Raw genomic sequence first — 23,825 nt, 5'->3', positions numbered from 1 at the left:
TCCTCGCTTCGGGCTAGCGGGCGGCTTTCTGGATACGCTCGAGCGCCGCCTGAGGGTCCTCGCCGAGGACGTGCACGGCCACGGGCTTGGGCGTGGCCGCCGCGAGCCTGCGCGCCAGCCGCTCTTCGGGCGGGCAGTGGTCGCAGACGACGAGCAGCAGCCCGTCCACGCGGCCGAGCCGGCCCAGGTAGTGCGCCGCACCGGCGAACTCCAGATCGGTGGGCAGGTCGATGTTGAGCCCCGTGCGCGCCCCCTCCTCGCGCAGCCGCTCGGGGCTGGCGTCGGGACGCGCCGGCGTCCACCCCGCGGCCTCGGCGGCCTGCCGCACTTCGGGGTAGAGGCGCTCGTCGCCGAGCAGGTAGGGCATCGCCGCCAGGCCCAGTAGGCGCGCGCCGCGGGGCATGGCGGGGGGCTTGTAGGGTTTCAGCAGCTGGCGGGTGCGGTCGAGGGCGCGGCGGACCTCCTGGGGGTTCTGCACCAGCTCCTGGCCGATGCGCGCCGCCAGGCCCAAAACGCCCTCCGCGAGCTCGGGGGGGACGCGCACCAGCGGCGGCAGGCCGGGGAGGACGCGCTCGAGCATGCTCGCCGGATCCACCGCCCAGGGGCAGGTTCCGGTGCCGCGCGGGCTCTCGCCGACCGCCTCGGGCACGAGGATCGCCTCGGCGCCGCGGGCCTTCAGCTCCAGCACGCGCGCCGCCAGCAGCCGAGCGGGACGGGGCCAGGGCTCCTCGAGCCGCGCCAGCGCCTCGCTGACCGGCAGCCGCGGCTCGAGCAACTCGGCGCCCAGCCCGCGCAGGTAGGCCCGCCAGAAGGGCAGGTACCGCTCGCTCATCCAGGTGTCGACCAATCCTAGGCGCATCGAACCCCCAACCTACCACAAGCCGCGCGTCAGGACACCTCGTCCGGTCGCAGCAACCAGCCTTCGCCGGTCTCCAGGTCCACGTCCACCACGAGCCCCGCGAGCTCCTCGGGAAAGGCTTCGAAGACCTCCGCCAGCACCGGGTGCCAGTGCACCCGCCCGCCCACGGCCTCGGCGAGCGGCCGCGCGGCCTCCGCGCTGGAAAAAGCGTACATGAAGAGCTCGCCGTTCAGCTCGACGGTGGCGTAGCTCACGCCCTCGGCGTCGCCCGTCTGGGCGACGTAGTAGACGCCGTCTTCCTGCAGCTTACGCAGCAGCGCTTCCACGCAGACACCTCCAAAAGGCGCGCAACCAGGCCGCCCCCTGGTCGAGGGAGGCGGGATCCACCCACTCGGCCTCGGTGTGGGCGCCGCCGCCGCGGTAGACCCCGAGCGTGATCGCCGGTACGCCCGCCTCGACCGCCGCGGCCATGTCGGTCGAACCCACGCCCTCCTCGGCGGCGACGCCGGTGGCCGCGGCCGCCTGCAGCGCGCATTCGCGCAGGGCCTCGGTGACCGTCGAACCCGCCGGCCTGCGGCCCAAAAGGGCGATCTCGGCCTGGACCCGCTCGAGCTGGGCCGCCTCCATGGCGCGGGTGCGCACCTCGCGCTCCGCTTCGGCGAGCAGCCCCTCCTCGGTCGCGCGCACGTCCAGCGCCAAGCCGACCTCGCGGGGGATGGCGTTGATGGCCTCGCCGCCCCAGACCCGCGCCACGCTGCGGCTGGCCCGCTCGCAGCAGGGCAGCGCCTGCACCGCGCGGATGAGCCGCCCCAGCGCCCAAGCGGGGTTGGGCGCGCTGCGGTCGCCCCAGGAGTGGCCGCCGGGCCCGGTGAAGCGGACTTCGAAACGCACGGATCCCAGCGCCCGGGTTACGAGGTTGCCCAGGTAGCCGTCCACGGCCACGAAAACCTCGGGGCGGCGCGCCCGCACGAAGGCGCGGGCGCCGCGCAGGTTGCCCAGGCCTTCCTCGCCCACGGTGAAGACGAGCGTCGCCCCCTCGGGAACCCGCGACCAGGCGGTGGCCAACACGGCGACGCCGCTGGAGTTGTCGCCCACGGCCGGTCCCCACCAGCGCTCGGACTCGAAGGTCAGCGGCCGGGGGGTGAGCACCGTGTCGATGTGGGCGGCGAAGGCGACGGGCCCCTCCCCCACCCAGAGGTTCCCCTCTTCGTCACGGATCGGGCGCTCGCCCCGGTCGGAAAAAAACTCGGCCAGGAAGTCGGCCCTGGCCTCGTCCCCGGCCACCGCCCCGAAGCGGCGCAGGAAGTCTTGAGGGGTCATTCCTCGATGTCGGCCAGGCCCTCGCGGATCGCGTACAGCGCAGCCTGGGTGCGGTTGTTGAGGTGCAGCTTCGAGAAGATCTCGGAGAGCCGGTTGCGCACCGTCTTCTCCGAGATGCCGAGCTCGTCGGCGATCTCCTGGTTCGTCGCCCCCTGGGCCAGAAGACGCAGGATCTGCACCTCGCGGTCGGTGAGGTCGGCGTGGTGGGCCTGGGGCAGCACGTCGCGCTTGGCCCGGAAGTCGTGGATGATCTGCTCGGCCAGCTCGGCGTCGAGCAGCACCTCGCCCTCGTTGACGCGGCGCACCGCGTCGACCAGGGCCTCGGCGTCCACGTCCTTGAGCAGGTAGCCGCGCGCGCCGGCCTTGACCGCCTCGAAGACGTAGGCGTCCTGACGGTACATGGTGAGCATGATCACCTTGGCCTCGGGGAACTCCTTGAGGATCTCCTTGGTGGCTTCGACGCCGTCGAGCCCGGGCATCTGGATGTCCATGAGCACGATGTCGGGTCGGGTCTCGAGCGCGGCCCTGAGGGCCTCGCGCCCGCTCGCGGCTTCGCCGATCACCCGCAGGTCCCCCTCGGCCTCGAGCAGCGAGCGCAGGCCCTGGCGGAAGAGGGAGTGGTCGTCGGCTATCAGGATTCGAATCATCCCGTTCATTGTAAAACGAAACGCCCCCGCACGTGCGTGCTAGAATACGCTCGGCCGCCCGAGGTGGCGGAAACTCCACGCCAACGAGGTTCACCGTGACGCATCCCAAATCCGCCTTGAACGCCTACTGCCAGAGCAAGAACCTGCCGCTGCCCAAGTTCGAGACCCGGGGCACCGGGACCGAGGACGACCCCCTCTTCATCAGCGACGTCTCGCTGAACGGCGAACTGCTCGCCACCGGCCAGGGGCGCAGCAAGCGCGAGGCGGAGAAGGTGGCCGCGGAGCTGGCGCTCGAGCTTTTGCGGCGCACCCACGGCGAGCCCCAGACGAAGAACCGCAAACGCCGGCGCAAACCCCGAAGCGGCGGCGGCGAGGGCGAACGCAACGCGGCGGAGCCCGAAACGGCGGCGCCCGTCGAAGCCGCGTCCGGCGGCTGGCCCGTCTACCCCGAGGTGCTGGCCGAAGCGCTGCGCATCGCCGACGCCCGCCTGCCGCAGTCGCTCAAGGGGCGCGACGTGCGCGAGGAGCTGGCGCGCTTCGCCGGCGACGTCTACAAGGCCCTGCTCGAGGAGCTGGGCCAGGAAGCGAGGTAGGACCGGACATGTTTCTGCGCGTAGGCCTGCTGGTGACGTCGGTGGTGCTGATGGTGACCGGCCTCTGGGCCGGTGTGGTGCGGCTCGGCTGGGCGCTGCCCGCGGGCGGCCTCGCCGGACAGCACGGCCCTTTGATGGTGGCCGCCTTCTTCGGAACGCTGATCGCGCTCGAGCGGGCCGTGGGGCTGAACAAGGCCTGGACCTACGTGGGTCCGGTGCTGATGGCGCTAGGCGGCGTGGGCTTCCTGGCGGGGCTGGACCTGCGCTGGGTGCAGCTCGTGCTCACCGCCGGCGCGGCCTTCTACGTCGCCGTGGCCGTCTACATCTACCGGCTGCAACCCGCCGACTTCACCCTGGTCATGGGCCTGGGGGCGCTCGCCCTGCTGCTGGGCGACGTGTTCTGGCTGCGCACGGCCCCGCCGCAGGTGACGAGCCTCTGGTGGATGGCCTTCATCGTCTTCATCGTGGCCGGCGAGCGGCTCGAACTCTCGCGCTTCGTGCCCAAGCCCGCCGCCGCCATCCGCGGCTTCATCGCGGTCACGCTGCTCACCCTCGCGGGGCTGGTCCTGGCCACGCTGGGGATCTTCCACGCCGAACGCTGGGTGGGGCTGGGTTTCCTGCTCCAAGGCGTCTGGCTCCTCAAGTTCGACATCGCCTGGGTCAACCTGAAGCGCGAGGGCGTGCACAAGTTCATGGGGGTGAGCCTGCTCACCGGCTACGTCTGGCTGCTGGTGGGCGGCGCCTGGATGCTGCTCGCGGGCCTGCCGCCGGCCGGCCCGGGGTACGACGGCCCCTTGCACGCCGTCTTCGTGGGCTTCACCTTCGCGATGGTCTTCGGCCACGCCCCCGTCATCTTCCCCGCGGTGCTGCGCCTCAAGATCCGCTTCCATCCCGCCATGTACCTGCCGCTGGCGCTCCTGCACGCGGCGCTTCTCGCGCGCATCCTCGGCGACTACCTGCTGGCGCAGCCGATGCGCCTGTGGGGCGGTCTCCTGAGCGCCGTGGCCGTGGTGCTCTACTTCGGCCTGGCCATGAGCGTGACCCTCTTCGGCAAGGACGAGGCTCAGTAGACGAACTCGCGGATGTCGTAGCGCGCCGCGCGCACGCCCAGCCGGCGCACCGCTTCCGCGAGGCGCGCGGTCTCGGCCTCGATCGCCTCCCAGGGCATGGGCGCGAGCCCGGCCGCCGCGCGCTCGCGAGCGTAGACCGAATCGGGGTGCTCGACGAAGGGCGAGAGGTAGACGAGGTCGCCCCGGTCGAGCGGCATCCGCGCCAGCGCCTCGAGCGTCGCCCGGGCGTGGGCCTCGCGGTAGGCGCGCCCCCCCACCCCCACCATCACGATCAGCCCCACGCTCAGCCCCGCGGCCTTGAGTTCGCGCACGAAGGCCACCAGCTCGGCCGCCGAGCCCGGCTTGTTGAGGAAGGCCAGCAGCTCGTCGAGGCCGGTCTCCATGCCCACGTAGACGCGCTCGAGCCCCAGCCCGGCCAGCTCGCCCCAGTCCGCGGGGTCGTGCCGCTCGCCGCTGTAGAGGTCCACGAAGCCGTAGATCCTGCGTCCGGGGAAGACCTCGCGCACCGCCTCGAAGATGGGCAGCAGGCGCGCGCGCGAAAGCGCCAGGGCGTTGCCGTCGGCCAGGAAGACGCCGCGGCGCAGCAGCAGCTGGCGGCCCAGGAAGCCGCGCACCGCCTCGGCGTGCGCCCTGAGCCGCTCGGGCGTCTTGGCGTGGAAGGGCCGGCCCTGGTAGAAGCTGCAGAAGGTGCACTTGTTCCAGGTGCAGCCCTCGGTGGCCTGGACGACGATGGAGAAGTACTGGTCGGGCGGCAGGATGGCGATGGGCCGGTAGACGGCGGAAAAGCGCTCGCGCTCGGCGGCGAGCCGTTCGGGCGTCCAGGGCAGGATCTCACGCTCCACGCGGGCGGCGCAGTCGGGTTCGAGCAGCTCGGCGGCGCGGCGGGCGTGCGCCTGCACCCGGGCGAAGACCTCGAGCGCCTCCTCCGGGTCCAGCACCCCGCGCTCGCGCGGCCCCCCCGGGGCGCGCCGGCGCCAGTGAAGGGTGCTGTCGAGGGCGCGCTTGTAGAGGATGCCGTCGTCGTAGAAGGTGTAGAGCCGCCCCTCGCGGTCGAAGCTGAGGACGTGCCGGGGGTCGGGGTGGATCAGGGTGGAGGCCTCGCGGCACTCGGCGCGCATACCGACGTATTGTAATCCCAGCCCCAGGCGCGTTTATGATGGTCGGGTGGCCACCTTGAACGTGCCGGGTTACGTCGTGAAGCGCCTCGAAGCGGCCCTGGGCACCCCGCTGCACCCGGCGGCGGAGGGTCAGGAGGCGCGCGTCTTCTTCACCGACGGGCGCGTGATCAAGATCTACGGCCCCCACGAGCGCCACCTGCCCCGGCTGGAGGCGCGCAACCTGGCGCGCGCGGGGCTGGGCGCGTGGGTGGAAGCCGTCTGGAGCGACCACCGGCTCGAGGGGTACGCCGCGCTGGTGCTGCGGCGCTTCCCCGGCCGCCCCTTCACGCCCGAACGCTTCGGGCCGCGGGCGCTCGCCCAGCTCGCGGGTTTCCTGTTGCGGCTGCACCGGCTGCCCGAGCCCGGCCGGACCCGGCTCGAGCCCATCCAGGCGCGCTGGCGGCGCTTCCGCGAGTCGCTCGCGGGCGTGCCCGCGGCGGCGCGGGCGCTGGAGGCGCTGGAACCCCGGCTGCCCCGGCTCGCCGGCGTGCCGCGCGTCTTCGCCCACAACGACCTCTGGGCCGGCAACGTCCTCGTCGCCCGTGACGGGGCGGTGCTGGTCGTGGACTGGAGCCGCGCCGGCGCCGAGGACCCCGCGCGCGACCTCGCCATCCTGACGACCGGCAGCCTGGGGCTGTTGCCGCACGAACGCTGCCTCGAGGCCCTGCGCAAGATCGTGCGCTGCTACCCCGACCCGGGGGGCGTCTGGGAACGGCTGCGGATCTGGATCCCGCTGACCCTGCTCCACGACCTGCACTGGTTCCGCGAGAAGGAACCCGCCGGCTTCGAAGCGGCCCTGGCCGACAAGCTGCCGCGCATCGAACGCGCCTTGCACGCGTTTCCGGCCACCCCGTGGTAGCTTGGGGTAGATGAAGGTAACCACGGTCGACCACCCCCTGGTGCAGCACAAGCTGGCCCTCATCCGCGACAAGAACACCGGCAGCAAGGACTTCCGCGAACTCATGGCGGAGGTCAGCATGCTCATGGCCTACGAGGCCACCCGCGACCTCGAACTCGAGGAGACCGTCGTGGAAACGCCCGTGGCCCCGGCCCGGGTCAAGGTGCTTGCGGGCAAGAAGCTGGCGCTGGTGGCCATCCTGCGCGCGGGGCTGGTGATGGTGGACGGCATCCTGCGCCTCATCCCTGCGGCGCGCGTGGGCCACATCGGCCTCTACCGCGACCCGGAGACGCTCGAGCCCACCCAGTACTACGCCAAGCTGCCGCTCGACATCGCCGAGCGCCGCATCTTCCTCACCGACCCCATGCTCGCCACCGGCGGCTCAGCGGTCCGTGCCCTCGACGTCCTCAAGGAGAAGGGGGCGACCCACATCAAGCTGATGAGCATCATCGCCGCCCCCGAGGGCATCGAGCGGGTCATGAAGGCCCACCCCGACGTGGACATCTGCGTGGCCGCGGTGGACGAGCGCCTCAACGAAAAGGGCTACATCGTCCCCGGTCTGGGCGACGCCGGCGACCGGATTTATGGAACGAAGTGAGTACGTGGTGCGTGGTGCGTAGTACGTAGTCCAAGGCGAACCACGCGCCACGAACCACGAACCGCCCATGCCCGAACTCCTCCTCCGCTACCTGAACGCCCTGGGGATCGCCGATCCCCTGGGCCGCGGCTGGTGGACCGTCGTGCTCACCTTCCTGGTCGCGGCGGCGGTCACCTGGCGCAGCGTGCCGGGGCTGGTGCGCTTCGCGCTCAGGGTCGGCTGGGCCGATCTGCCGGGCGAGCGCCGCCTCAACACCGCGCCGCTGCCGAACGTGGGCGGGCTGGCGGTCTTCGGCGGCGTGGTGCTCGCGCTCATCTTCGCGCTGCTGCTGCGCCCCACCGTGCTCGACGACGTGCTGCTCAAGCTGCTCGTCATCCTCTTCGGCGGCTCGCTGATGGTCCTCCTTGGCTTCATCGACGACCAGTACGAGCTGCCCGCCCTCTTCCGCCTCGCCGTGCAGGTCGCCGTGGCGCTGCTGCTCTACGCCGGAGGCGTGCGCATCGACGCCACCTTCGGCTCGCCCGTCGACCCCGCCTTCTCGCTGGGCCTGACCGTACTCTGGATCGTGGGCATCACCAACGCCGTCAACCTGCTCGACGGGGTGGACGGCCTCGCCGGCGGGGTGAGCCTGATCACCGCGGTCTTCCTGCTCGCCGCCAGCGCCCAGTTCGAGGCCCGCGCCGCGGCCACGTTGCTGCTCGCCGCGGTGGCGGGGGCGGTGCTGGGCTTTTTGCGCCACAACCTCCATCCCAGCCGCATCATCCTCGGCGACGCCGGCGCCTACTTCCTGGGCTACGTGCTCGCCGCCACCGCGATCCTGGGCAACCTCAAGATCAGCACCGTCTGGGCCCTGGTGCCCACGGCGCTCTTCCTGGCCATCCCCATCCTCGACACCACCCAGGTGGTGCTGCGGCGGCTGGCGGTGCGCAAGAACCCGCTGGCCCACCCCGGCAAGGACCACCTGCACCACTGGCTGCTCGCGCGCGGCCTCGACCAGCACCGCGTCGCCGTGGTGCTCTGGGGGCTGACGCTGGCGAGCGGCACCGCGGCCATGCGCGCCCAGGGGATGAGCTGGACCGTCACGCTCACCAGCGCCGCGGGCGCGGCCCTGCTGCTCGCCTTCGCCAGCTGGCGCCGCCGCCGCGCGGCCCGGAGGGGTTCGTGAAGACCGTCACCCTGGCCTTCGGTACCCGGCCCGAAGCCATCAAGATGGCCCCCGTGCACCGCGCCCTCGTCGCCCGCGGCGACCTGCGGGTGCGGGTGCTGCTCACCGGCCAGCACCGCCAGCAACTGGAGCAGGCGCTCGCCGTCTTCGAGGTGCCGGCCGACCGCGACCTCGAGGCGATGACCGAGCGCCAGCGGCTGCCCGACCTCTTCGGACGCATCGTTCCCGCGGCGGCGCGGGCGCTCGTGGAGCTGGAGAGCGACTACGTCCTCGTCCACGGCGACACCCTCACCACCTTCGCGGTCGCCTGGGCCGCGTTCCTGGAGGGCGTGCCCGTGGGCCACGTCGAGGCGGGGCTGCGCAGCGGGCGGCTGGACGAACCCTTCCCCGAGGAGGCCAACCGCCGCCTCACCGACGTCCTCGCCGACCTCGCCCTCGCCCCCACCCCGGGGGCCGCGGAGAACCTGCGCGCCGAGGGCTTCGACGCCGCGCGCGTCGTCGTCACCGGCCAGACGGGCATCGACGCGGTGCGCTTCGCCGCCGGCCGCGGCCGCCCGCCCCGGGGGCTGCCCCCCGGTCCCTATGTGACCGTGACGCTGCACCGGCGCGAGAACTGGCCCCTGCTCGCCGAGCTGGCCGCGGCGCTGGCGCGGGCCGCGCGGGCGCACCCGGAGTTCACCTTCGTCTACCCGGTGCACAAGAATCCGGTGGTGCGCGAGGCGGTGCGGCCGGTGCTCGCGGGCCTGCCCAACTTCGTGCTGCTCGAGCCCCTGGAGTTCTCGGAGATGGCCGCGCTGCTGGCCGCGAGCGCGCTGATCGTCACCGACTCGGGCGGCCTCCAGGAAGAGGGGGCGGCCCTGGGCGTGCCCGTGGTGGTGGCGCGCAACGTCACCGAGCGCCCCGAGGGGGTGGCCGCGGGCATCCTGCGGCTCGCCGGGAACGAACCGGAAGGCTTCGAGCGTACGGTGCGTGCATTGCTGGAGGACGCCGACCTGCGCGCCCGCATGGCCGCCGCCCCCAACCCCTACGGCGACGGCCGCGCGAGCGGCCGCGTGGCCGCGGCGGTGGCCTGGCGCCTGGGGCTGGGGCCGCGGCCCGACGACTGGGCGCCTAGCCCGGGGGCCGGCCCAGACGCTGGGTGATCCGGTCCACGCCGTCGATCTCGGCGGTGACCTCCTGGCCGGGTTCGGGCCAGCGCTCGCACTCGAGCGCCGAGCAGCCCGGGAAGGTGCCGGTGGCCAGCACCGCGCCGGCTTCGAGCGGCTCGCCCAGCGAGGCGTAGGCCACGGCCTCGCCCAGGTCGAAGCGGGGCCCGGCCGCCGCGCCCTCGCAGACGACCTCGCCATCGAGCCGCACCCGTCCCCCAAGCCGTTGCCAGTCGGGCAGCACCTCGTCGGGCGTCACCACCTCGGCGGCGATGCCGGTGGCGAAGTTCTTGGCCTTGACCGGCCCGAAGCCCGAGCGCATCTCGGCGGCCTAGACGTCGCGGGCGGAGTAGTCGTTGATGACGAAGAAACCCCCGATGGCCGCGAGGGCCCGGTCCGGGTCCGCATCGCGCAGCGGCCGCGCCAGCACGAAGCCGAGCTCGAGTTCGTAGTCGAGCGCACGGGTGTAGCCCGGCCAGGGCACCTCGGCCCCCTCGGTGAGGAAGGCCCGGGGGTTGCCGAGGTAGTGGATCGGCCGCCGGTACCACAGCGCCGAGGGCCGCACCTTGGCGTGGGGGCGGCCGGTGACGCGCTCGTAGAGCTGGACGAAGCGGTAGGCCCGGGGCATGAAGCGCTTGAGCCAGCCCTTGGTGGCGCCGATCGCGTGGGCCTCGTAGAGCATGAAGTCGCGAAAGCTCGTCGGCTCGAAGGGCAAGAGCGCCTCCGCGCGCGCCGGCTCCGGGGGCCGGCCCTCCCGCCGGGCGCGGTCCAGCAGCTCCACAGCGCGCGCCCGCACCGCCTCGCCCCCGGCGAGGAAGGCGAGCAGGTCGCGGGCCGCGGCCCCCAGTTCGGCCTCGAAGGGGGCGAGGGGGTACCAGCCGCCCTCGTGCCAGGCGGCCACGCTGGCCTCGCCGTTTTCGAGCCGCAGTCGTTTCAGCCGCATCGCCCACCCCCTAGTCGAGGATGGCCACGACCCGCGCCGGTCCGGCGCTGGCGCGCTCGATCTTGAGCGGGAAGGCGGCGACCTTGAAACCGAAGGGGGGCAGCGCGTCCAGGTTGACCAGCCGCTCGATCTGGGCGTAGGGCAGGTCGGCCTGGTGCGCCGCCCAGAAGACGCCGGGGCGTTTTTCCCGAAGCGCCGCCTCCGCCTGCAGGTCCAAAGGCGCGTCCCAGCTCCAGGCGTCGATGCCCATCACCCGCACGCCCCGGTCGAAGAGCCAGCGGGTGGCCTCGGGGCTGACGCCGGGGCCCATCAGGAAGTAGTCGGGGTGGCCGTAGAAGGCGTCCATGCCGGTGCGCACGAGTACGATGTCGAGCGGCTTGAGGGTGTAGCCGATGCGCTCAAGCTCGGCCTCGAGGTCGGCCACCTCGACCGCCTGTCCGCGCTCGCGGCCCGTCATGTCGAGCACCACGCCGTCCGCGAAGAACCACTCGAGCGGCAACCGGTCCACCGTGGCCGCGGGCTCGCCGGCGATGCGGCTGTTGTAGTGGTAGGGCGCGTCCACGTGGGTGGCGTCGTGGGTGCCAAGCCGGGTGATCGTCTCGACGGCCCACCCCTCGCCGTCGCGCAGCAGCTCGGGCGGCACCCCGAAGAGGGCCTGGATCTGCCCGGCGCCGGCGGTGTGGTCCGCGTACTGGATCTCGGTCCGGAAGAACTCGGGGGTACCTTCGGGGCTGTTCGCGATCGCCGCGGACAAGTCGATGAATCGTGGCATGTTTACCCTCCCCAAGCGGGTTTGAGGGCAGCCTACCACGAAGCGCGGGCCCGGCGCGCCGCCCACGTGCGCACCCCGGCCCAGCCGGCGAAGGCCAGCAGGCCCAGCGCCCCCGCGGCGGCGCGGCCGCCCAGCACGTCCATGAGCCAGCCCGTGAGGTACGAACCCGGGGGCCCGGAACCGAGCAGCGCCAGCATGTAGATCGAGATCACCCTCCCCCGCAGGTCGTCGGGCACCGCGGTCTGGATCAGGGTGTTCGTGCCCACGAGGGTGAGCACCATCCCCAACCCCGCGAGCCCCATCACCGCGGCCACCACCCAGGGACCGAGGGGCAGGAAGAGCAGCAGGTGGGCGGCCACCAGCACGCCCACCCCGTAGTCGATGCGCCGGGGGTTGAAGCCGCGCGCCAGCGCCTGGCCCACCGCGCCCACGAGGGCGCCCGCGCCCATGGCGCTCATGATGCCGCCGTAGCCCTCGGCGCCCAGGCCCAGCACCAACCGCGCGTAGGCGGGCACCAGGGTCTGGAAGTTGATGGCGAAGGTGCCCACCCAGAAGATCAGCACGATCGCCGAGAGCACCTCGGGGGTGCGGCGCACGTAGGCGAGGCCCGCGGCCAGCTGAGCCAGCGGGTTGCCCCGTGCGCCGGCGGCGGCCAGCCCCACCGGCACCACGCTGAGGAAGACGAGCATGGGAAAGAAGGACAGCCCGTTGATCAAGAACGCCCAGCCCATCCCCAGCCGCGCGATCAGCAGGCCGGCGATCGCGGGGCCCGCCAGGCGCGCGACGTTGAAGCTGAAGGAGTTGAGGGCGATCGCACCGGGGTAGCGCTCGCGGCTCGCCAGCTCCACCGTGAAGGCCTGGCGCGTAGGCAGGTCGAAGACGTTGGCCAGCCCGTAGAGGGTGGCGAAGACGAGCACCCAGCCGTAGGTGATCTGGCCCGCGAAGAGCAGCGCCGCCATCGCCAGCGCCAGCGCGGCCATGCTGCCCTGGGTGATGCGCAGCAGGGTGCGGCGCGGCCAGCGGTCGGCCAGCACGCCCGCGGGCAGGCTGAAGAGCAACGAGGGGGCGAACTGCAAGGCCACGACCAGGCCCAGCCGTTCGGCCGAGCCCGTGAGTTCGATCACCAGCCAGGCCTGGGCGGCCGACTGCATCCAGGTGCCCAGTTGGCTGACGAAGAGGCTGATCCAGTAGTTGCGGTAGTGGGGGTCGCGAAGCAGCTCGAGCGCCGACACGCCTCCAGCCTACCGCAAAACTGACCGACCGGTCATTTTTTACGCCAGCTGTAACGCTCGGGTAACGCCCCTGCTTCTAAAGTCTGGGCAGAGGGGTGAGACCATGACGAGGACACGCTGGCTGTTTTTGTTGGCCCTGTTGGCGGCGGGCTGTTCCGCGCCGCAACCCGGCTCGGGCGGCGGCCCTGAACCCAACGTGACGGAACAGTACAAACCCAACGTCCCCGGAGAGGTGCGAACGTTCACGCTTCCCGACGGGAGCCGGTTCACCGCCACCGTGAAGGACGGACTGGTGATCTGGCAGGGCGACATGATCCTTGGCCCGTTGGACGCCTTCGAAGCAAGCCTGGCCCGAGGGGCCTCCCCCCTGGCCAACAGCTGCGACTACCGGGACGACGAATGCGACCGCTGGCCCGGGCGCATCGTTTATTACGAGATCACGAGCAGCAGCACCTCTTTCCGCGACAAAGTCCTCAGGGCTCTGGACCACATCGAGGCCAAGACCAACCTCTCCTTTAGGGAGCGCGATTCGGGCGAGCGCATCGTCTACAACCGCGTCGAGGGCTCCTGCTCCGCCGAGATCGGAAACAACCAGGCGTGGTATTCGGCTGTGCCCGACGTAGACTGCGACGACAGGGGGTTCGGTTGGGGCAGCTTCGTCCACGAAACCCTCCATGCGCTGGGGTTTGCCCACGAACAGGGGCGAGACGATCGTAACGACTTCGTGCGAATCAACTGGGACCGGATCGAAGACGACAAGAAGCACAACTTCGAAAAATCCGACGGCGCGAACTTCTGGATCTTCAACTTCTTCCCCATCGGACCCTACGACTACGATTCCATCATGCACTACCCCTGCCGGGCCTTCGCCAAGCCTGGAGCGGGGCGGACGATCGAACCGCTCGATCCCGCCGTCGGTTGCGACCGGCTGGGTCAGCGCAGCGGGCTGAGCGACGGGGACGTTCTCGGCATCCTCACGATCTACCGTCCCGAACTGTCGATCACCGCCCCGACCACCCCGGTTCCCCGCGATCAACGGCTCTACGTCAGCGCTTTCGGCCGCGACGACCAGGAAACCCGCGCCGTCCTCCCTTACCTGACGTTCACCCTGGACGGAACCCCCATGGACCGGGACCCCGCCTCGACCACAGCCACGTCAAGCCTGCTCGGTCTGACGGCGGGACCGCACACCGTCACCGCAAGCGTCGTGATATCGGGCGAGGTGGTAACGGCGAGCTCGACCACCGTGACCCTGAGCAACGTCCCGCCGACGGTGGCCATCACCCAGCCCGTCAGCACCGGGCCCTACTGCCGGAACGAGACCGTAACGCTGCGGGCCCTGGCGAGCGACGCCGACACCGCCCCCTACTTCGAGTCGGGCAACGTGAACGACCGCATCGACTGGATCTACGACCCCGACCCCACCGACATCCTGGCGGGAATCCAGTTCGCCCCCAACACCGCGACCGCCACGTACACGCTCACGGATACCGGCACGGTGCGCTTCATCGCCCGGGTGGACGACGCCGACGGAACCCAAGCCACGGACAGCATCGACCTGACCGTAGAGGCCTGCACAAACACGCCGCCCCAAGTGGCGATCACCAGCCCCAGCGGCGACCTCAACGTCTGGACGAACGGCAGCGACGAAAACGGACGGTACTACCAGATCGCGCTCGCAGGAACGGCGAGCGACGCCGAAGACGGCCCCCTGACCGGCCAGTGGTACACCAATCGCGGCGACGTCCAGCCGGGCGCGCCCGCGAGCGGAGACCAGCTTCTGGGTGCGGGAAACAACCTGACCGTAAAGCTCTACGCCGAAGGGGGCAAGGCGGTCACCACCCACGTGATCAGCTTCGTCGTGACCGACTCCGACGGCAACACCCGCATCGCCACGGTCCAGATCACCGTCAATCAGCTCATCTGAGCCGCCGCGGGACCGCCCCCGGCCGTTCGGCCGGGGGCGGTCCGTCCGTTCCGGCCCTCAGACCTTCCGCCGCCCCAGCCCCACCGCCAGGGCCAGCAACGCGAATCCGGCCAGGTTGACCTCGAAGATCGGCCAGAACAGGCCCACGCCCGCGGCGCCCAGGAGCAGGCGCTCGTAGAACCGTGCCTCGCGGAACAGGTACCCCTCCAAAGCCGCCGCGAAAGCCCAAAGCCCCAGCAGGCCGCGCAACAGGTCGAAGGCGATCTCCCCGGGCGAACCCACGAACATGATGCCGGGGGCGTAGACCATGAGCAGCGGAATCAGGTAGAGGCCCTTGGCGAACTTCCACGCCTGCACCCCCGCGCGCATGGCGTCGGTGCCCGCGAGGCCCGAGGCGGCGTAGGCCGCGAGCGCCACCGGCGGGGTGACGTTGGAGTCCTGGCTGTACCAGAAGACGATCAGGTGTGCGATGATCAGCGCCACCCCCAGGTCCTGCAGCGCCGGTCCGGCGAGCACGACGAGCACGATGTAGGAGGCCGTGACCGGCAGCCCCATCCCCAGCACCAGGCTGGCGACCGCCACCAGGAGGAGCGCCAGCAGCAGGTGGCCGCCCGAAGCCGAAACGACGAGGTGGCTGAACTTGAGGCCCACCCCGGTCAGGCCCACCACCCCGACGACGATCCCCGCAGCGGCCGTGGCCACGGAGACCGGGATGGCCGCGGTGGCTCCGGCGATCAGGCCTTCGAGCAAGCGGGGCAGGTTGAGCGGGCTGTAGGGGCTGAGGCTGCTCGCGAAGACCATCCCCACCACCAGGTAGAACTGCCAGAGCGCGAAGCCGTGGCTCGGCTGAAAGCCGATGTAGAGCAGGTAGCCCATGGCCGCGAGGTGCAGCGCCAGGTGCACGAGCCGGCCCCCGGGGCTGCCCGGCCGCGGCCGCAGGTTGCTGGCCAGGACGATGGCCAGCACACCAATGAAACCCACCTTCATCGCGCTCACGCCCTTGAAGAGGTAGTAGACGAGGATGAAGAGCGGGATCAGGTAGTGCCACCCCTCAATCAACACCTTGCGCACCGGGGGCAGCTCGCTGGCCGGCAGGCCGCGCATGCCGCGCTTGGCCGCGATCAGGTCCACGAAGAGGTAGACGGTGAGGAAGTAGAGGATCGCGGGGACGATCGAGAGCTTGACGACGGTCAGGTAGGGCGTCTGGGTGTACTCGGCGATCAGGAAGGCCCCCGCCCCCATGATCGGCGGCATAATCTGCCCACCGGTGCTGGCCGCCGCCTCCACGCCCGCGGCTTCCTCGGGCTTGTAGCCCAGCTTCTTCATGAGCGGGATCGTGAAGGCGCCGGTGGTGACCACGTTGGCGATCGCCGAACCCGAGAGGGAGCCCATGAAGGCGCTGGCCACCACGCTCGCCTTCGCCGGGCCCCCGCGGCTCTTGCCGGCGAGGGCGTAGGCCAGGTCGATGAAGAACTTGCCCGCGCCGGTCGCCTCGAGCAGCGAACCGAAGAGGATGAAGATGAAGACGAAGGTCGCGGCCACCCCCAGGGGCACGCCGAAGATCCCTTCGGTCGTCAGGTAGAGCTGCCCCACCAGGCGCTCGGTGCCGTAGCCCTTGTGCGCGAGCACGCCGGGCATGTGCGGACCGTAGTAGGCGTAGGCGATGAAGAGGGCGGCGATGATCGTCATGGGCCAGCCGATGGCGCGGCGGGTGGCCTCGAGGACCAGCACGATGGCCACGATGCCCAGGTAGACGTCGCTCGGCTCCCACCAGCCGAAGCGGTCGATGATCGCGTCGTAGTTGAAGTAGAGGTAGCCGCCGATCGCCAGGCTGGCCGCGACGAGCACGCCGTCCACCAGCCAGCGCAGCGCCGGAGGCCAGCGGCGGCTCACCGGCGTGGAGAGGAAGAGCAGCACCAGGATGAAGGTCAGGTGGATCGAGCGCTGGAAGATCGCGGTCATGGGCGCGTAGCCCGCCGTGTAGATCTGAAAGGCGACGAGCAGCAGCGCGACCACCGCCAAGAGGGCGCCCAGCACGTTCTTGCGGTTTTCAGGTTCACTCACAGCGTACTCCTCGCAACGTGTAGACCCGGGGCAGGGTCAGCACCTCGAAGACCGCCCGCTTGTGCGGGGCCAGGCGGGAGAGGTCGCAGCGCGCGCCGGCGACCGCCACCGTGTGGTGGATCTCGGGGCTGCCGATGCGCAGGGCCATGCCCTCGGCGCGCTCGTGGATGTCGACGATGGCCACGCCGTGGTCGGCCTCGGCCACGGTGCGGCCGCGGCCCGCGATCTCGCCCAGCCCCGCGGCGAACCAGGGGTTGTGGGTCTCCTCGAGCCAGAGCTCGCCGCCCGCCACCCGGAAGACCTCGCGCACGGGGATGGCCGACACCGAGTGCACCCAGCTCAGCTCCACCACGGTCCCCTCCCGTACCGGGAAGAAGAGCGGCCCGACCCCTTCGATGCCCACCTGCAGCACCGTGACCGGCCAGGCCAACCAGAGGAACAACAGCAGGGCCCCCAAGGCGGCGAGCGCAGCGGGGGCCCTGTTCATCGCAGGTCGGTTACTTGGCGGGCTTCAGGTGGTCGGGCACGGTCAGGCCGATTTCCTCGTAGTACTTGATCGCGCCGGGGTGCAGCGGGATCAGGGTGGCCTTCAGCACGTACTCGGGGCTGATCGTCTTGCCCGCGGGGTGGATCTGGCCCAGTTCGTCTACGTGCTCGAAGAGCGCCTTGGTGAGCTGGTAGACGAGCTCGGTGTCCTCGTCGGCGTTCACGAAGAGGACGTTGGGGGTGCCCACGGTCAGGCAGTCGTAGTCGACGCCCTTGTAGGTGCCGGCGGGGATGGTGAACGGCTTGTAGTAGGGGTTCTCCGCCGAGACCTTGGCCTGCTCCTCGGGGGTCATGCAGATGAGGACCATCTGGCGGGTGGTCGCGAGGTCGACCAGCGAACCGGGGCCGAGGCCCACGGACCAGGAGCCGACGTCGATGGTGCCGTCCTTGAGGGCCGAAACCTGCTCGGCGAAGGAGAGGCGGAACTCCTTGAAGTCCTTACCGGGCTTGAAGCCGAGGGTCTCGAGGATGGCCCGGGTCATCACCGCCGTGCCCGAACCGGGGGCGCCGGTGGAGACGCGCTTGCCCTTGATGTCGGCGATCTTCTTGATGCCGGTCTCGGCCACGGTCACGAACTGCCAGGCGTTGGGGTACATGGCCCCGATGGCGAGGATGGGCTGGGGCTTGCCCTTGAACTTGCCCTCCCCCTTGTAGGCCTGCACGACCACGCCGCTGGTGCCCAGCGCCGCCTGGGCCTCTCCGCCCGCCACCAGGCGAACGTTCTCGACCGAGGCGCCGGTCACCTCGGCGCTGGCCTCGACGCCCTGGACGTAGTCGGTCCAGATCTGGGCGATGCCGCCGCCCAGGGGGTAGTAAACGCCACCGGTACCGCCGGTGGCGAGCGAGATGCGCTTGACCTGACCGAAGGCCAGGCCCACGGCTAGCAACAGGGCCAGTACAACGAGTCCACGCGTGAGCTTCATATACACCTCCCGAGTATCCTGTCCGCCTACATCGTACGTATCTTTATGCGGCTTGTCAAAGCCCCGGCGGGGGCGCCGGGCGGACGCCGTTCCCTTGCCAGGCGCGGGGGCTCTCCGTATGCTTGGGGCTAGGAAGCGAGGTTCGTGATGCTCGACTACTACCAGGTCACGGAGTTGTTCAGCCCCGAAGAACGGCAAGTTCAAGCAGCGGCCCGCAAGTTTCTGGACGCCGAGGTCATGCCCCACATCCGCGACTGGTGGGAGCGGGGCGAGTTCCCCCGCCACCTGGTGCGCGCCTTCGGCGAGATGGGCTTCCTGGGCTCGAACCTACCCGAGGAGTACGGGGCGGCGGGCGTCTCGGCCAACGCCTACGGCTTGATCATGTACGAGCTGGAGCGCGTCGACTCGGGCCTGCGCAGCTTCGCCAGCGTCCAGGGCGCTTTGGTCATGTACCCCATCTACGCCTACGGCTCCGAGGAACAGAAGCGGGAATACCTGCCCAAGCTGGCGGCGGGCGAGATCGTCGGCGCCTTCGGCCTCACCGAGCCCGACGGCGGCTCCGACCCCGGCGGCAACATGAAGACCAAGGCCGTGAAGGACGGCGACCACTACGTCCTCAACGGCACCAAGATGTGGATCACCAACGGCTCCATCGCCCAGATCGCCATCGTCTGGGCCAAGGACGAGGAAGGCAAGATCCTGGGCTTCATCGTCCCCACCGACACCCCGGGCTTCTCGGCGCCGGAGATCCACCACAAGATGAGCCTGCGCGCCAGCGTGACCAGCGAGCTGGTGCTCGAGGACGTGCGCGTGCACAAGGACCAGCTGCTCCCGGGGTCGGGGAGCCTGCGGGCGCCGCTCTCCTGCCTCACCCAGGCCCGCTACGGCATCGCCTGGGGGGTGCTGGGGGCGCTCGAGGCCGTCTACACCGAGGCGCTCGAGTTCTCGAAGAGCCGCATCACCTTCGGCCGCCCCATCGCCGCCCGCCAGCTGATCCAGGACAAGCTCGTCTACATGCTGAGCGAACACACCAAGGGGCTGCTGCTCGCCTGGAAGCTGGGCAAGATGAAGGACGCGGGCACCCTCAAGCACACCCACGTCTCCCTGGCCAAGCGCAACAACGTCCGCGTCGCCCTCAAGAGCGCGCGCCTGGCCCGCGAGATCCTGGGCGCCAACGGGATCACCGTCGAGTACCACGCCATCCGCCACATGCTCAACCTGGAGACCGTGGACACCTACGAGGGCACCCACGACATCCACACCCTGATCCTGGGCCGCGACGTCACCGGCGAGAACGCCCTCACCTGAACCCGCCTCGTGAGCGAGGGCGCGGAGCGTGCTCCGCGCCCTCGGGCTTTACACCGGCCCTAACGGACGATCGCGTTCGCCGCCGTGAAGAGGCCGAAGCCCAGCCCGGGCAGCACGCCCAGCAGCACGACGAGCAGCGTCGCCAGCGCGATCCCCACCGGCGTGGAGCCGGAAAGGACGATCTTCTCGGCCTTCTCCGCCTTCGCGAAGAGCGCCGCGCCCAGCAGCTTCAGGTAGTAGTAAGCGGCGATCACCGCGGCGAAGAGCGCCAGGGCCACGAGCAGGTACTGGCCGCCGCGGGCGGCCTCGAGGAAGACCAGGTACTTGCCCCAGAAACCCACCAGCGGCGGCAGGCCTGCGAGCGAGAAGAGGGCGACGGTCCAGCCCAGGCCCAACAGCGGCGAGCGGCCCCAAAGCCCCGCCAGCTCCCCGAGCCGCACGCCCCGGCCGTCGTCGAGCTGCGTCAGCACCGCGAAGGCGAGCCCGGTCGAGAGCGCGTAGGCGAGCAGGTAGTAGCCCATCGCCGGCGCCGGGTCGGGACCGAAGAGGGCGATGGCGATGTAGCCCGCGTGGGCCACCGAGGAGTAGGCGAGCATCCGCTTGGCCTCGCCCTGCACCATCGCGGTGAGGTTGCCCCAGAAGACGGTGAGCAGCACCAGCGCCGCCAGTGCGTAGAAGACGGGGCCCTCGAGCCCCACCGCGGCCAGCACCCGGGCGAAGGCGGCGAAGGCCGCCGCCTTGACCGCGGTCGCCATGAAGAGGGTGACCGGCGCGGGGCTGCCCTGGTAGACGTCCGGCGTCCACCAGTGGAAGGGGACGAGCGCGGTCTTGAAGGCCAGACCCGCGAGCAGCAGCATGACCGCGGCGGCGTAGATCGGCCCCGAGCCCGCGGCCCCCAGCACGAAGCCGCCGGTGGCGCCGAAGTAGAGCGCGATGCCGTAGAGGAAGACGGCCGCGGCCACCGCCCCCAGCAGGAAGTACTTGAGGCTGGCCTCGTAGCTCGCCTCGTCGCGGCGGCTCGCCGCCAGCGCGTAGAGCGGGATCGAAAGGAGCTCGAGCCCCACCACGATCACGCCCAGGTGCGCGGTGCTGGCCATCACGTGGCCGCCCAGGACCGCGAAGGCGACGAGCGCGTAGTACTCGAAGGGAGGCCAGCCCTTGCGCTGGAAGTAGTCGCAGTCGGCGAGAAGCGCCAGCAGGCCGCCCACGATCATCACCAGGGTGAACCCCTGGGCAAAGGGGTCGAGGACGTAGAGCCCTCCATAGGCGGAAAGAGGCTCGCCCCAGCCGAGCGCCAGGCTCACGAGCGCGGCCACGAGGCCCAGCAGCGTGAAGACCTTGGCCGTGCGCGCGGGAGCGAAGAAGCCCACGAAGGTGGCCGCGAGGGCCGTCAGGAAGAGGATCCAGAGCGTGGTCACCGTCCACCTCCGAGCAGGGCGGCCAGCGCCTCGGCCGCGGGCTGGAGCGCCGTCGTGAAGAGCTTGGGGTAGACGCCCATGAAGACGATTGCGAGCGTGGCCAGCGCGCCCCACTGCCATTCGAAGGCGTCCAGGTCGTCCGCGGGCTTGTCAGGGGCGTTGTGGAAGATCTGCTGGTAGGCCCCCAGCGCGTACGCCGCCGCGGCGATGACGGCCAGGAAGCCGACGAAGGTCCAGACGGGGCTGGCCTGCCAGGCGCCGAGCAGGTTCATGAACTCGCCCGGGAAGCCCGAGAGCCCCGGGAGGCCCACCATGGCCAGCACCAGGATCAGCCCCAGCGCCGCCAGCGCCGGCGCCGACTTGGCCAGGCCCGAGGTGGGGCGCAGGTCCAGGGTGCCGAAGCGCCGGTGCAGGCTGCCGGCGAAGAGGAAGAGCGCGCCGGTGTAGACCGCCGAGGCCGCCAGCAGGAAGATCGCCCCCAGCGCCCCCTCCGGGGTGCCGCTGAAGAGGCCCAGCGCCCCCACGCCCATGTGCGAGAGCGCGCCGTAGGCGAGGAGCCGTTTCCAGTCGGTCTGGGCGTAGGCGGTCCAGGCCGCGCCCAGCGCCGTCAGCGCCGCCAGCGCCAGCAGCCAGGGCTGGAAGGCGAGGAAGGCCTCGGGGAAGAGCGGCAGCGCCCAGCGGAAGAGGCCGAACAGGCCCACCTTGTAGAGCGTACCCATCGCGTCGGCCAGCCCCGAGGGGTGGTTCTCGGCGTGGAAGTCGGGCAGCCAGACGTGCAGCGGGAAGAGCGGCGTCTTGACCATGAAGGCGATCAGGAAGGCCGCGAACGCCCACATTCCGGCGGCGCCCGCGAGCGGGTGGGCCACCAGGTCGTCCAGCAGGAAGCTGGGCGCGCCGCCCAGGTAGCGCACGGCCAGGATGCCCGCGAGCATCAGCAGGCTGCCCACCAGGGTGAAGATCGCGAACTTGACGAGCGCCCGCACGCGCCCCACGCCGCCGAAGAGGCCGAGCATGAGCAGGCTGGGAATCAGGGTCGCCTCGAAGAAGACGTAGAAGAGGACGAGGTCGCGCGCGGCCAGGATCCCGAGCAGCCCCGACTCCATGAGCAGGGCCAGCCCCACCATCGCCGGCGGCACGTCGTGGGCCGCCAGCAGGGCGAGGAAGGTCGTGACCACGACCGCGAGCATCAGCACCGCGCCCACGCCGTCCCAGGCCACGGCGTAGTAGACGCCGGCCTCGGCCAGGAGCGGTACCTGGTAGGCCCCGCTCGAGCCCTCCAGGTAGGCGCCGAAGCTCACCAGACCGAGCACCAGGGCCGCGCCCGCCCCCACGAGGCCGAGCGTGCGGGCCTGCCGGGGAAGGACGAGGGCCGCCAAACCGAAGACGAGCGGGAGGAAGATCAGGACGTGGATCATCGCAGCACCCCCCAGACGAGCACGGCCACCAGGCCGAGCACCATGAGCGCGCCGTAGGCGCGCACGTAGCCCGTCTGCACCCTGGAGAGGAGGCCGCCCAGCCACGAACCGACGCCGGCGGCGGCGAGGTAGACGGTGTCGAGGAAGCCGTCAAAGAGCGCGAGCACCAGGGCCAGCTCCTTCAGGGGATTGACGATCAGGACGTTGTACACCCGGTCCACGTAGAAGGCTTGGGTCGACCAGGTCTGGAAGGTGAGGTACCAAGCCGGCAACGTCCAGCGGCGGAAGGCCAGGTAGCCCAGGTAGAGGCCGACCAGCGCCACCACCGCCGAGAGGGCGATCAAGCCCCACTCGAGGCCGAGCGTCATGTGGTGCTTCTCGACGTGGGCCAGTGCCGGGGCCAGGTAGGGTTCCACCAGGTTCCAAAGCGGCTCGGGGAGGGCCAGGAAACCCGCGAAGACCGCGCCCAGGGCGAGCACGTCGTTGGGCACGGTCATCACCGGCGGCGCCTCGTGGGGGTGGCCGCTGCCCTTGTACTCGCCCAGGAAGACGAGCACGTACCAGCGCATCGCGTAGACCGCGGTCAGGAAGGCCACGGCCAGGCCGGCCAGGTAGAAGCCCGTGCCCCCGAAGGGGTAGGTGAGCGTCGCGGTAATGATCGCGTCCTTGGACCAGAACCCGGCGAGCAGCGGGAAGCCGGCGAGCGAGAGCGCGCCCGCGAGGCCGTGCAGGTGGGTGCGCGGCAGGTACTTCTTGAGGCCGCCCATCTTGCGTACGTCCTGCTCGCCGCCGAGGGCGTGGATGACCGAGCCCGAGGCCATGAAGAGGAGGGCCTTGTAAAAAGCGTGGGTCATGACGTGGAAGAGCGCGATCCAGTACGCCCCCACCCCCACGGCCAGGAACATGTAGCCCAGCTGGCTGATCGTCGAGTAGGCGACGATCTTCTTGATGTCCCACTGCCCCAGGGCGGAGAGCGCCCCGTAGGCCGCGGTGACCAGGCCGATGACGGCGATGAAGTAGGAGACGTCCTGCAGGTTGGCGTAGAGGAAGGAACTGCGGGCGATCAGGTAGACGCCGGCGGTGACCATCGTGGCCGCGTGGATCAGGGCGCTGACCGGCGTGGGGCCCGCCATGGCGTCGGGCAACCAGACCATCAGCGGCACCTGGGCGCTCTTGCCCACCGCGCCCACGAAGAGCAGCAAGCCCGCGGTGCCGAGCGCCATCGGCAGCACCGTGCTGCCCTCGATGGCTTCGCGCAGCTCGCCGATCGAGAGGGTGCCGAAGAGGCTGTAGAGCAGGGCCATGCCCAGCAGGAAGCCCAGGTCACCGATGCGGTTGGTGATGAAGGCCTTGCGGGCGCTGTCGGCGTTGACCTTCTCGGTGTACCAGAAGCCGATCAGCAGGAAGCTGGCCAGACCCACGCCCTCCCAGCCGATGAACATCACCGGGTAGCTGCCGGCGAGGACGAGGGTCATCATCATGGCGATGAAGAAGTTGAGGTAGGCGAAGAAGCGGCTGAACCCCGCGTCGCCGTGCATGTAGCCGATCGCGTAGACGTGGATCAGGAAGCCGATGCCCGTAACCACCAGCCCCATGTAGCCCGAAAGCGAGTCGAGGACGAGGCTGAAGGGAATGCCGGGCAGCCAGTCCTTGATCGCCCACTCGGCGCCCCCGGTCAGCACCCCGTAGAGCACCAGCAGGAAGCTGAGCCCCGTAAGCGCCGAGGCGATCACGCCCGGCGCGGGCTCGCGCAGGTGCTTGCCAAAGAGCCCCAGGAAGACGAAGCCCAGGAGCGGCAGGAGAAGGATGAGTAGGAGCAGCATGG

The 23,825-nt window shown here is 70.7% G+C and carries 21 protein-coding genes and 1 pseudogene; 8 read left to right on the top strand and 14 right to left on the bottom strand.

Annotated elements, in window-relative coordinates; all coding sequences use genetic code 11:
- Positions 1-13 precede the first annotated feature (13 nt).
- The 4 genes from OCEPR_RS03650 to OCEPR_RS03635 are packed head-to-tail and all read right to left on the bottom strand — an operon-like array spanning position 14 to position 2,826.
- Complete coding sequence (locus OCEPR_RS03650; protein ID WP_013457352.1) at positions 14-859, bottom strand: hypothetical protein; 846 nt, start codon at positions 857-859, stop codon at positions 14-16.
- A 29-nt stretch (positions 860-888) separates the two neighbouring features.
- The gene (locus OCEPR_RS03645) at positions 889-1,185 is read right to left on the bottom strand and encodes a hypothetical protein (RefSeq protein ID WP_013457351.1); all 297 of its coding nucleotides are present in this window, start codon (positions 1,183-1,185) and stop codon (positions 889-891) included.
- Entirely contained in the window at positions 1,166-2,179 is a 1,014-nt protein-coding gene (locus OCEPR_RS03640; RefSeq protein WP_013457350.1) for a M20/M25/M40 family metallo-hydrolase, read from the bottom strand. The genes OCEPR_RS03645 and OCEPR_RS03640 overlap by 20 nt, the downstream gene beginning before the upstream one ends.
- Positions 2,176-2,826 (bottom strand): response regulator transcription factor, encoded by a 651-nt coding sequence (locus OCEPR_RS03635; RefSeq protein WP_041553991.1) that lies wholly within the window; start codon positions 2,824-2,826, stop codon positions 2,176-2,178. The genes OCEPR_RS03640 and OCEPR_RS03635 overlap by 4 nt, the downstream gene beginning before the upstream one ends.
- Positions 2,827-2,921: 95 nt before the next feature.
- On the opposite strand from OCEPR_RS03635, the gene OCEPR_RS03630 reads away from it, so the two are divergent.
- Complete coding sequence (locus tag OCEPR_RS03630; protein ID WP_013457348.1) at positions 2,922-3,419, top strand: putative dsRNA-binding protein; 498 nt, start codon at positions 2,922-2,924, stop codon at positions 3,417-3,419.
- 8 nt (positions 3,420-3,427) lie between these two features.
- Complete coding sequence (locus OCEPR_RS03625; protein WP_013457347.1) at positions 3,428-4,489, top strand: hypothetical protein; 1,062 nt, start codon at positions 3,428-3,430, stop codon at positions 4,487-4,489.
- Here OCEPR_RS03625 and OCEPR_RS03620 read toward each other — a convergent pair.
- The gene (locus OCEPR_RS03620; protein ID WP_013457346.1) at positions 4,483-5,607 is read right to left on the bottom strand and encodes a radical SAM protein; all 1,125 of its coding nucleotides are present in this window, start codon (positions 5,605-5,607) and stop codon (positions 4,483-4,485) included. The two genes, OCEPR_RS03625 and OCEPR_RS03620, sit on opposite strands and share 7 nt — an antisense overlap.
- 46 nt (positions 5,608-5,653) lie before the next feature.
- On the opposite strand from OCEPR_RS03620, the gene OCEPR_RS03615 reads away from it, so the two are divergent.
- From OCEPR_RS03615 to wecB, 4 genes are all read left to right on the top strand, one after another.
- On the top strand, positions 5,654-6,505 hold the full coding sequence (locus tag OCEPR_RS03615) for a phosphotransferase (RefSeq protein ID WP_049773492.1): 852 nt from the start codon (positions 5,654-5,656) through the stop codon (positions 6,503-6,505).
- Positions 6,506-6,515: 10 nt separating this feature from the next.
- Positions 6,516-7,142: a uracil phosphoribosyltransferase gene (gene upp, locus OCEPR_RS03610; protein WP_013457344.1), complete on the top strand. Its 627-nt coding sequence runs from the start codon at positions 6,516-6,518 to the stop codon at positions 7,140-7,142.
- 67 nt (positions 7,143-7,209) lie between these two features.
- Positions 7,210-8,307 carry an MraY family glycosyltransferase gene (locus OCEPR_RS03605; protein WP_013457343.1) on the top strand — a complete coding sequence of 366 codons (1,098 nt, stop codon included), beginning with the start codon at positions 7,210-7,212 and terminating at the stop codon, positions 8,305-8,307.
- A complete protein-coding gene (wecB, locus tag OCEPR_RS03600; protein ID WP_013457342.1) occupies positions 8,304-9,449 on the top strand; it encodes a non-hydrolyzing UDP-N-acetylglucosamine 2-epimerase in 1,146 nt (381 codons plus the stop codon). Before OCEPR_RS03605 ends, wecB begins: the two co-directional genes overlap by 4 nt.
- On the opposite strand, the pseudogene OCEPR_RS13145 reads toward wecB, so the two are convergent.
- From OCEPR_RS13145 to OCEPR_RS03585, 3 genes and pseudogenes are all read right to left on the bottom strand, one after another.
- Positions 9,418-10,134 (bottom strand): annotated as a pseudogene (locus OCEPR_RS13145) (fumarylacetoacetate hydrolase family protein). The gene wecB and the pseudogene OCEPR_RS13145 overlap by 32 nt on opposite strands.
- A 271-nt stretch (positions 10,135-10,405) precedes the next feature.
- Entirely contained in the window at positions 10,406-11,167 is a 762-nt protein-coding gene (locus OCEPR_RS03590) for a cyclase family protein (protein ID WP_013457341.1), read from the bottom strand.
- 32 nt (positions 11,168-11,199) lie between these two features.
- Positions 11,200-12,399, bottom strand: a complete 1,200-nt coding sequence (locus tag OCEPR_RS03585) for an MFS transporter (RefSeq protein WP_013457340.1) — start codon at positions 12,397-12,399, stop codon at positions 11,200-11,202.
- A gap of 103 nt (positions 12,400-12,502) precedes the next feature.
- Here OCEPR_RS03585 and OCEPR_RS12230 point away from each other — a divergent pair, with 103 nt between their 5' ends.
- On the top strand, positions 12,503-14,326 hold the full coding sequence (locus OCEPR_RS12230; protein WP_013457339.1) for a M12 family metallopeptidase: 1,824 nt from the start codon (positions 12,503-12,505) through the stop codon (positions 14,324-14,326).
- Between the two features lie 57 nt (positions 14,327-14,383).
- Here the strand turns inward: OCEPR_RS12230 and OCEPR_RS03575 are convergent, their stop codons facing one another.
- Genes OCEPR_RS03575 through OCEPR_RS03565 form a run of 3 tightly spaced genes read right to left on the bottom strand, consistent with a single transcriptional unit; the run spans position 14,384 to position 17,859 of the window.
- The gene (locus OCEPR_RS03575; protein ID WP_013457338.1) at positions 14,384-16,390 is read right to left on the bottom strand and encodes a TRAP transporter permease; all 2,007 of its coding nucleotides are present in this window, start codon (positions 16,388-16,390) and stop codon (positions 14,384-14,386) included.
- Positions 16,383-16,877, bottom strand: coding sequence for a DUF1850 domain-containing protein (locus OCEPR_RS12225; RefSeq protein WP_013457337.1), 495 nt, complete (start codon positions 16,875-16,877; stop codon positions 16,383-16,385). The genes OCEPR_RS03575 and OCEPR_RS12225 overlap by 8 nt, the downstream gene beginning before the upstream one ends.
- A gap of 10 nt (positions 16,878-16,887) precedes the next feature.
- Entirely contained in the window at positions 16,888-17,859 is a 972-nt protein-coding gene (locus OCEPR_RS03565) for a TAXI family TRAP transporter solute-binding subunit (RefSeq protein ID WP_013457336.1), read from the bottom strand.
- 147 nt (positions 17,860-18,006) lie between these two features.
- Between OCEPR_RS03565 and OCEPR_RS03560 the strand changes: the two genes are divergently transcribed.
- Positions 18,007-19,167, top strand: coding sequence for an acyl-CoA dehydrogenase family protein (locus OCEPR_RS03560; RefSeq protein ID WP_013457335.1), 1,161 nt, complete (start codon positions 18,007-18,009; stop codon positions 19,165-19,167).
- Between the two features lie 59 nt (positions 19,168-19,226).
- Here OCEPR_RS03560 and OCEPR_RS03555 read toward each other — a convergent pair whose 3' ends face one another.
- From OCEPR_RS03555 to nuoL, 3 genes are read right to left on the bottom strand one after another with little or no spacing between them, the layout of a single operon-like run.
- Positions 19,227-20,585 carry an NADH-quinone oxidoreductase subunit N gene (locus OCEPR_RS03555; RefSeq protein WP_013457334.1) on the bottom strand — a complete coding sequence of 453 codons (1,359 nt, stop codon included), beginning with the start codon at positions 20,583-20,585 and terminating at the stop codon, positions 19,227-19,229.
- A complete protein-coding gene (locus tag OCEPR_RS03550) occupies positions 20,582-22,000 on the bottom strand; it encodes a complex I subunit 4 family protein (RefSeq protein WP_013457333.1) in 1,419 nt (472 codons plus the stop codon). The genes OCEPR_RS03555 and OCEPR_RS03550 overlap by 4 nt, the downstream gene beginning before the upstream one ends.
- Positions 21,997-23,823 carry an NADH-quinone oxidoreductase subunit L gene (nuoL, locus tag OCEPR_RS03545; RefSeq protein ID WP_013457332.1) on the bottom strand — a complete coding sequence of 609 codons (1,827 nt, stop codon included), beginning with the start codon at positions 23,821-23,823 and terminating at the stop codon, positions 21,997-21,999. Before nuoL ends, OCEPR_RS03550 begins: the two co-directional genes overlap by 4 nt.
- Positions 23,824-23,825 lie beyond the last annotated feature (2 nt).

This window comes from Oceanithermus profundus DSM 14977, from assembly GCF_000183745.1.
In the GTDB taxonomy this organism is placed as follows: domain Bacteria; phylum Deinococcota; class Deinococci; order Deinococcales; family Marinithermaceae; genus Oceanithermus; species Oceanithermus profundus.
The sequence above is the reverse complement of the archived record's forward strand: the minus strand, read 5'-3'. Positions and strand labels throughout refer to the sequence as shown.

What these genes read in the sequence shown, in the direction of transcription:
- OCEPR_RS03605 (WP_013457343.1), top strand. Translation starts at nt 7,210, where the DNA reads ATGCCCGAACTCCTCCTCCGCTACCTGAACGCCCTGGGGATCGCCGAT.
- OCEPR_RS03590 (WP_013457341.1), bottom strand. Translation starts at nt 11,167, where the DNA reads ATGCCACGATTCATCGACTTGTCCGCGGCGATCGCGAACAGCCCCGAA.
- OCEPR_RS03640 (WP_013457350.1), bottom strand. Translation starts at nt 2,179, where the DNA reads ATGACCCCTCAAGACTTCCTGCGCCGCTTCGGGGCGGTGGCCGGGGAC.
- OCEPR_RS03560 (WP_013457335.1), top strand. Translation starts at nt 18,007, where the DNA reads ATGCTCGACTACTACCAGGTCACGGAGTTGTTCAGCCCCGAAGAACGG.
- OCEPR_RS12230 (WP_013457339.1), top strand. Translation starts at nt 12,503, where the DNA reads ATGACGAGGACACGCTGGCTGTTTTTGTTGGCCCTGTTGGCGGCGGGC.
- upp (WP_013457344.1), top strand. Translation starts at nt 6,516, where the DNA reads ATGAAGGTAACCACGGTCGACCACCCCCTGGTGCAGCACAAGCTGGCC.
- OCEPR_RS12225 (WP_013457337.1), bottom strand. Translation starts at nt 16,877, where the DNA reads ATGAACAGGGCCCCCGCTGCGCTCGCCGCCTTGGGGGCCCTGCTGTTG.
- OCEPR_RS03625 (WP_013457347.1), top strand. Translation starts at nt 3,428, where the DNA reads ATGTTTCTGCGCGTAGGCCTGCTGGTGACGTCGGTGGTGCTGATGGTG.
- OCEPR_RS03550 (WP_013457333.1), bottom strand. Translation starts at nt 22,000, where the DNA reads ATGATCCACGTCCTGATCTTCCTCCCGCTCGTCTTCGGTTTGGCGGCC.
- OCEPR_RS03620 (WP_013457346.1), bottom strand. Translation starts at nt 5,607, where the DNA reads ATGCGCGCCGAGTGCCGCGAGGCCTCCACCCTGATCCACCCCGACCCC.
- nuoL (WP_013457332.1), bottom strand. Translation starts at nt 23,823, where the DNA reads ATGCTGCTCCTACTCATCCTTCTCCTGCCGCTCCTGGGCTTCGTCTTC.
- OCEPR_RS03565 (WP_013457336.1), bottom strand. Translation starts at nt 17,859, where the DNA reads ATGAAGCTCACGCGTGGACTCGTTGTACTGGCCCTGTTGCTAGCCGTG.
- OCEPR_RS03635 (WP_041553991.1), bottom strand. Translation starts at nt 2,826, where the DNA reads ATGATTCGAATCCTGATAGCCGACGACCACTCCCTCTTCCGCCAGGGC.
- OCEPR_RS03650 (WP_013457352.1), bottom strand. Translation starts at nt 859, where the DNA reads ATGCGCCTAGGATTGGTCGACACCTGGATGAGCGAGCGGTACCTGCCC.